Origin of the sequence: Streptomyces sp. NPDC001502, from assembly GCF_042894785.1 — a bacterium.
Taxonomy (GTDB): Bacteria; Actinomycetota; Actinomycetes; order Streptomycetales; family Streptomycetaceae; genus Streptomyces; species Streptomyces kutzneri.
Genome location: NZ_JBIAVW010000051.1, coordinates 1 through 7,246 on the forward strand (window position 1 = coordinate 1; position 7,246 = coordinate 7,246).

Annotated in this window: 7 protein-coding genes; 3 read left to right on the forward strand and 4 right to left on the reverse strand. The window is 71.1% G+C overall.

The annotated features are described in order from the left end of the window. Nucleotides 1-270 precede the first annotated feature (270 nt). Entirely contained in the window at nt 271-1,314 is a 1,044-nt protein-coding gene (locus ACFY0D_RS40095; RefSeq protein WP_390802794.1) for an endonuclease/exonuclease/phosphatase family protein, read from the forward strand. 111 nt (nt 1,315-1,425) lie between these two features. On the opposite strand, the gene ACFY0D_RS40100 is transcribed toward ACFY0D_RS40095, so the two are convergent. Then, entirely contained in the window at nt 1,426-1,995 is a 570-nt protein-coding gene (locus tag ACFY0D_RS40100; RefSeq protein WP_390802798.1) for a hypothetical protein, read from the reverse strand. 189 nt (nt 1,996-2,184) lie between these two features. On the opposite strand from ACFY0D_RS40100, the gene ACFY0D_RS40105 reads away from it, so the two are divergent. Beyond that, the gene (locus tag ACFY0D_RS40105; protein WP_390802795.1) at nt 2,185-2,487 is read left to right on the forward strand and encodes a hypothetical protein; all 303 of its coding nucleotides are present in this window, start codon (nt 2,185-2,187) and stop codon (nt 2,485-2,487) included. Between the two features lie 13 nt (nt 2,488-2,500). Here ACFY0D_RS40105 and ACFY0D_RS40110 read toward each other — a convergent pair whose 3' ends face one another. The 3 genes from ACFY0D_RS40110 to ACFY0D_RS40120 all read right to left on the reverse strand — a co-directional run bounded on the left by ACFY0D_RS40110 (nt 2,501) and on the right by ACFY0D_RS40120 (nt 5,698). Continuing rightward, entirely contained in the window at nt 2,501-3,583 is a 1,083-nt protein-coding gene (locus ACFY0D_RS40110; RefSeq protein ID WP_390802796.1) for a prenyltransferase, read from the reverse strand. Next, on the reverse strand, nt 3,580-4,314 hold the full coding sequence (locus tag ACFY0D_RS40115; protein ID WP_030012203.1) for a class I SAM-dependent methyltransferase: 735 nt from the start codon (nt 4,312-4,314) through the stop codon (nt 3,580-3,582). Before ACFY0D_RS40115 ends, ACFY0D_RS40110 begins: the two co-directional genes overlap by 4 nt. A gap of 64 nt (nt 4,315-4,378) precedes the next feature. After that, a complete protein-coding gene (locus ACFY0D_RS40120; RefSeq protein ID WP_390802797.1) occupies nt 4,379-5,698 on the reverse strand; it encodes a glycosyltransferase family 4 protein in 1,320 nt (439 codons plus the stop codon). Between the two features lie 218 nt (nt 5,699-5,916). Between ACFY0D_RS40120 and ACFY0D_RS40125 the strand changes: the two genes are divergently transcribed. After that, nucleotides 5,917-6,540, forward strand: coding sequence for a TetR family transcriptional regulator (locus ACFY0D_RS40125; RefSeq protein WP_301371478.1), 624 nt, complete (start codon nt 5,917-5,919; stop codon nt 6,538-6,540). Nucleotides 6,541-7,246 lie beyond the last annotated feature (706 nt).

Genomic DNA, 7,246 nt, shown 5'->3' on the forward strand with positions numbered 1-7,246 from the left:
CGTCACGCGCGAGCCGAGGAGACACCCGCCGCCGGCCCCGCACCCCCACCCCCCGGACCCGACCCCGCCCAGACGGGCCGAACCCCCGCCCCGCCGGCGCTTGAGGCGCGACCACCGGGCCGCACCCGAGACAGGGGGCAGCGCCCGCCCAGGCAGGCCAAACCGCAGCTGTTCAGGTGACTTCTCGACTGGCACGGACTATGTGCTTGTCGCCCCATTTCGACTATGCGCTGATTTGTCCAGCACCTCACTCGGCACTAGGAGCAGCGCATGGCGCGAAGAATGACGGCACTACTGGTCGTCGCCGGACTGATCGCCACAGCGTTGGGCTTGGCGGCCCCCGCTCAGGCCGAGACACGGCACCGGCATCTCGACGTAGCCACGTACAACGTCTATCAAGGCGCCGACCTCACGCCCCTCTTCACGGCACCCAACCTGCCGGAGCTCGTCAGGCGAGCAGGAATCGCCTACGGCCAGGTGGTCGCCACCGACTTCCCACTTCGCGCCCGCGCCATCTCCCGCCTGATCAAGAAGGACCGGCCCGAGGTCATCGGTCTGCAGGAGGTCGCCCTGTGGAAGACCGGCCCGCAGGGCGGCAGCCTCACCACCACGTACGACTTCCTGGACATCCTGCTTCGCACACTGCGCAGGTCGGGGCTGGACTACCGGGCGGTCGCGGTCGACACCACATTCAGCGGCGCTCTGCCGATCAGCGCCACCGAGCAGGCGAGCTTCACGGACCGGGACGTGATCCTCGTACGCCACGGAGTCCGGGTGACGAACACCCAATCGCACATCTACACCGCAAAGCTCGTCGTCCCGACGCCGTTCGGCATCACCTTCACCATTCCGCGCGGCTGGTCCACGGTGGACGTGAAACTCGCGGGCAAGCCGGTACGGGTGGCGAACACGCATCTGGAGCCTGCGGTGCCGCCCGTCCGGAACGCCCAGGGCCAGGAGCTGTACGCCGCGCTGGCACAGTCGCCGTACCCGGTCACCGCGGTCGGCGACTTCAACTCCCTGCCCACGGACGCGACCGGACCGTACAGCACGTTCACCACCGGCGGCTATGAAGAGGCGTGGCGCAAGGTCCACGGCACGGGACGCGGTTACACCGCAGCTCAGGACCCTGATCTCACCAACGTGCCGTCCAAGCTGGACCGCCGCATCGATTACGTCTTCTACCAGCCCGGCCGGCTGTCGGCGGTCTCCGCCGACGTGATCGGCGACAAGCTGCGGGACCGCACACCGACAGGACTGTGGCCGTCCGATCACGCCGGTCTGGTGGCACGGCTGCGCCTCTCGTCGAGATAGCGTCCCTGCGGGGCCGCGTGCACGTCATGGCCGGCGGGCCCCTCGACCACCGAGGGGCCCGTTTCGTCATGGGGGGGGCGAAGTGCGGGAGAACCAGGTCCGCCCGGCGTCCTAGCCGCCCAGCTGCGACGCGCTCGGGACCTTGTCCGTCACCGTGGCACCCGCACTCTGGCCCGCTTCCTTCACACTGCTGATGACACTGTCGAAGGCGTCGATGTCACCGTCCCCCGCCTGCCCCTTGCGCAGCTTGCTGCCCAGGCCCTTGAGGGACTCGATGCCCGCCGTGAGCGGGGCCACCGCCTTCGCCAGCAGCGGGTCGCCCTTGGCGTTCTCGGCCGCCGCCTTGAGCCGGTTGTAGGCGAACGCGCCCGCGAGGCCCGCCTTGATCAGCGCGAAGGTGCGGCCCTTGGCACCCTTCTTGAACTTGCCCGCGCGGTACGGCTTGACGATCCACTGGTAGGTCGCACCGGCCGCGAGCCCCGCGTTGGCGACGAACCGCGTCTTGGCGAACTTCTGCTTCTCCGCGGACGTGCTGGGCGACGGCGTCGCGGCGGCCAGTTCGTCGGCCTCGGCGGCGACGGGCTCCGCCGCCGCAAGGGCGGCCAGCTCCCCCATCGACGCGGCGGAGAGCTCCTCGCGCGGGCCGTTTCCGCCACTGCCGCATGCGGTGGCGCCGACCATCAGCGCGGTGGACAGGACCACCGCCGTGAGGGCGCGGCGAAATCGGACGGTCGTGGGTACGGGCTGGGGCACGGGCACGGTTTCCTCCGGGAATGAGGCGTCTCCCGCAGCCTCACCCCGGTCCCCCGCCTCCACCACCCGGGGGACCCGTTCGGGTTTACGACACGCCAGGGCGGCAACACGCGCCGCATGAGCACTCACACACGAGTACGCACCCGGGGAAGCAGTCAGGCAGGCCGCGCCGTCGCACTGGTGGCGGACGTGCTCGCCTTCGTCATCGGACTCTGGATCCTGCTCTACCTGTTGGAGGCCAACCAGGGCAACGCCCTGGTCGACCTCGTCCACGACGTCGCGTCCTGGCTCGCGGCCTGGTCCTACGACCTGTTCACCTTCAGCCGCGAGTGGATCCAGGTCGTCATCGGCTACGGCATCGCCGCCGTGGCCTACCTGCTCATCGGCCACGCCGTCGCCGGCTGGCTCTACCGCCGCTGAGCCGACCGCCCGGTCACCCGCAGCAGTCGGGCTCCAGCCCGGCCGGGAGCGAGGTCCCGCCGAACACCTCGGTGGTGGCCTCGTCCCCGCCGAGCGCCGCGACGGCGAGCAGCAGCGACCCGGCCGTCCAGGTGGTCTGCTCCACCGGCCAGACGGCCTCGTCCTGGAACACGTACCCCGTCCAGTACATGCCGTTGTCCGCGCGCAGGTGGGTGATCGAGCGCAGGATCTCCAGCGCCCGGTCCGACTCCCCCGTCGCCCACAGCGCGAGCGCCAGCTCGCAGGACTCGCCGCCCGTCACCCACGGGTTGGGCAGCACGCAGCGCACGCCCAGGTCCGGGACCACGAACTCCTCCCAGCGCTCCTCGATGCGCGCCGTGGCCTCCGAACCGGTCAGGGCCCCGCCGAGGACCGGGTAGTACCAGTCCATCGAGTAGTGGTTCTTGTCGAGGAACCGCTCCGGGTGACGCCGGATGGCGTGCCGCAGCGCGCCCGCCGCGAGCTCCCAGTCGGGCTGCGGCTCCTCGCGGTGCTCGGCGATGGCCAGGGCGCAGCGCAGCGCCTGGTGGATGGAGGAGGAGCCGGTGAGGAGGGCGTCGGTGACGGCCGTGCCGTCCGCCTCCCGCTTCCAGCCGATCTCGCCGCCCGGCTGCTGGAGCGTCAGGACGCACTCCACGGCCGCGTAGACGGCCGGCCACATGCGGTCGAGGAAGGTGTCGTCGCCGGTGGAGAGGTAGTGGTGCCACACGCCGACGGCTATGTACGCGGTGAAGTTGCTCTCGCGGCTCGCGTCCTGCGGCTCCGCGGTGTCCACACCGTCGGGCCGGTCGGCGTAGGCCGCGTACCAGGAGCCGTCCTGGTTCTGGTGCCGGGCCAGCCACGCGTACGCCCGCTCCGCCGCCTCGTGCTCACCGGCCGCGTCCAGTGCCATCGCGGCCTCGGTGTGGTCCCACGGGTCGAGGTGGTGCCCGCGGAACCACGGTATGGCCCCGTCGGCGCGCTGCGCGGCGAGGATCCCCGCCACCGTCAGGGCGGCCTCCTCGGCCGTCAGTACACCGTCCAGGACCAGGTGTTCGGTGCGCCCCGGCGTGCTCACTGGGCCGCGCTGACGGGAAGGTGGGGCTTGGTCGCGTACGCCACGAAGCTCTTGCCGATGAGCGGGTTCAGGGCCTGCTCGGCGAGCCGCGTGGCCAGCGGCTTCTTCATGATGTCCCAGACCAGGAGCTTGTGGTACGCCTTGACGGGCAGCGCCTTGTCGTTGTCGACGCCGAAGGCGCACTTGAGCCACCAGTACGGGGAGTGCAGCCCGTGCGCGTGGTGCGTGCCGTACGGCTTGAGGCCCGCGGCCTTCATCTTGCCGAGCAGCTCGTCCGCCTTGTAGATGCGGATGTGGCCGCCCTCGACCTCGTGGTAGGCGTCGGAGAGCGCCCAGCAGATCTTCTCGGGGCCGTAGCGCGGCACGGTGATGGCGATGCGCCCGCCGGGCTTGAGGACGCGGACCATCTCGGCGAGCACGCCCTTGTCGTCGTGGATGTGCTCCATGACCTCGGAGATGATGACGACGTCGAAGGAGTCGTCGGGGAAGGGCAGTGCGAGCGCGTCGCCCTCCATGGCGGTGGCGGTGGCCCCGGCGGGGGCCTCACCGGCCTCCTTCATCGCTGCGAACCACTTGGCGACCTCGCGGATCTCCTCGCCGTTGCGGTCGACGGCGACCACCTGGGCGCCTCTCCGGTAGCACTCGAAGGCGTGCCGGCCTGCGCCGCAGCCCAGGTCGAGTACGCGGTCGCCTGCGGCGAGCGGGAACCGGGAGAAATCGACGGTCAGCACGGGGTCCTGCCTTCGCGGTCGCGGGGGTGTGTCGGGGATGGGGAAGAAGCGGGGAAGCGGAAGGTCAGCGCGCCGGGCGGGTCCGGCCGGCGCCGGCCTGCTCGATGGCGGCGCGGTAGTGCGCGACGGTGCCCCTGGCGGCCGCGGCCCAGGTGAACCGGGTCAGGACCCGTTCGCGCCCGGCGGCGCCGAGGCGGGCCCGCAGCTCCGGATCGCCCAGCATCCGGCCCAGCGCGGCGGCCAGCGCGCCCGCGTCGCCCGGGGGCACCGCGAGGCAGGTCTCACCGTCGGGTCCGGCGACCTCGGGGATCGCGCCGCCGGTGGTGGCGACGAGCGGCGTGCCGGTGGCCATGGCTTCGGCCGCCGGGAGCGAGAAGCCTTCGTAGAGGGAGGGCACGCAGGCGATCTGGGCGCTGCGGACCAGGTCGACGAGCTCGGCGTCGGTGATGCCCTTGACGAAGCGGACCGCGTCCTGGAGGCCGTACGTCTCGATGGCGCGGGCGACGGGGCCCTGCTCGGCGCGCTTGCCGACGACGACGAGGTGCGCCTCGGGCTGCTCGGTACGCAGCTTCGCGAGCGCCTCGACGAGGTACACGAGCCCCTTGAGCGGCACGTCGGCGCTGGAGGTGGTGACGATGCGGCCCGGCACCTCGGCGACGGACGGGTCCGGCGACCAGAGGTCGGTGTCGGCGCCGATGTGCACGACGTGGATGCGCTCGTCCCGGACGCCCAGGTGCTGGGCGATCTCCTGCTTGGAGGACCCGGAGACGGTGAGTACGGACGGCAGCCGGCGGGCCACGCGGCCCTGCATGCGGGTGAAGGCGTACCAGCGGCGCACTGAGGCCCGCTTCACCCGGCCCTGCGCGGCGTCGAGGTCGAGCTTGCGGTCGACGGTGATGGGGTGGTGGATCGTCGTGACCAGCGGGGCGCCGAGGTCGGCGAGGAGGCCGTACCCGAGCGTCTGGTTGTCGTGGATGACGTCGAAGTCACCCGCGCGCGCGGCCAGATGGCGGCGGGCGCGCAGCGAGAAGGTCAGGGGCTCGGGGAAGCCGCCGGTCCACATGGTGGCGACCTCGACGGCGTCGATCCAGTCCCGGTACTCGTCGCGCTTCGGCGTGCGGAAGGGGTCCGGGCTGCGGTACAGGTCCAGGCTCGGGAGCTCGGTGAGCGAGGCGCCCGTGTCGAGCACCGGGTAGGGCTGCGCGCCGATGACTTCGACGGAGTGACCCAGTTGTACGAGTTCGCGCGAGAGGTGGCGGACGTAGACGCCCTGGCCGCCGCAGAACGGGTTCCCCTTATAGGTGAGGAGCGCGATGCGCAGCGGGCGGTCGCCGTCGGCGACGGAACCCGCGAAAGGGCTCGTCACCATGGCCTCAGCGGTCACTCTCGGCCCCCTTCTCGCTGCAACTTTCGCCGGAGCGTAACCGCTCGGATAATGTAGAACAAGTTTCAGACTTGATCCGTCGAAGACCATTGAATCTACCGGCCGGAAACCACACCGTAAGAGGCGGAGCAGGTGATTCACGCCACGGCTCCGGCGCCTGCGATGCTGGCCGCGGACCAGCCCGGATTCAGCCCGCGCAACGACACGGAACGGGACACATGACAGCGGAAGTGAAGGCCGTCACCACACCGGCGTCGCCTCCCCTGACGGAGCGCCAGGAGGCACGCCGCCGCCGGATCCTGCACGCCAGCGCACAGTTGGCCAGCCGGGGCGGATTCGACGCCGTGCAGATGCGCGAGGTCGCGGAGGCGGCGGGCGTGGCCCTGGGCACGCTCTACCGCTACTTCCCGTCCAAGGTGCACCTGCTGGTCGCCACCATGCAGGACCAGCTCCAGCACATGCACACCACGCTGCGCAAACGCCCGCCGGCCGGGGACGACCCGGCGGCCCGGGTCGCGGAGACCCTGATGCGGGCCTTCCGCGCCCTCCAGCGGGAGCCGCAGCTGGCCGACGCGATGGTACGGGCACTGACGTTCGCAGACCGGAGCGTGAGCCCCGAGGTGGACACGGTGTCCCGGCTGACGACGGCGATCATCCTGGACGCGATGGGCCTGGAGCAGCCGCCGACGGCGGAGCAGCTCTCGGCGGTCCGGGTCATCGAGCACACCTGGCACTCGGCGCTGATCACGTGGCTTTCCGGCCGCGCCTCGATCGCCCAGGTCAAGATCGACATCGAAACGGTGTGCCGCCTGATCGACCTGACGTCCCCGGAAAAGGCCTGAAGCCGCCGCTGGGGTGGGGGCGGGGTCGGGGGCTGACCGGGGTCGGATGAGGGTGGGGCGGCTTCGGGGGGCTTCGGGGTGGCTTCGGGGCGGCTTCGGGGCGTGCGGGAGCCGCTCGGGCGGTATCAGAGATGTGTATGGGGGTTTCCCGTCAGTCTCATCGTCTCTCCGGTTCGGGCCGGTCCCTCAAGGGCGCTCCTCCTTCGTCGTCGCGTCGCTTCGCGATGTCGCTGCGCTCCACCCTTGACCGACCGCCCCGCCCCGGACATACGAAGACTGCCGGGAAACCCCCAAAGGAACGGGCCGGTCGACACCTTCAGGGACGGGCACATCCGCGATGCGCGGCAGCGGTCGGGCGGCGCCCCCCATCGCTACGCGCTCCTGCGAGACGGCGTCCGCGAGCCCCTTGGGCTGGACTAGCCGCCATCGATCGCTACGCGCTCCTGCGAGACGGCGTCCGCAGCCTGTCTGGGGCCGGCCGTAAGCCACCGGAAACCTTCCGTCGGCGCGAGGCGTCGCGGGCCGGTCAACACCCGGAACGGACGGCTCAGCCCGGCCCGGCCCGGGTCGGCCACGGTCACCCATGCACGGAGGCACCTGACGCCCCTCGCCTTACAACGGCTAACACAATGAGGTGAGTCGCCTTCCGGCACCTGACGACAGCAGTACGGTCGGGTGATCGCGCGAGTCGGCCTGGTGGTTACAT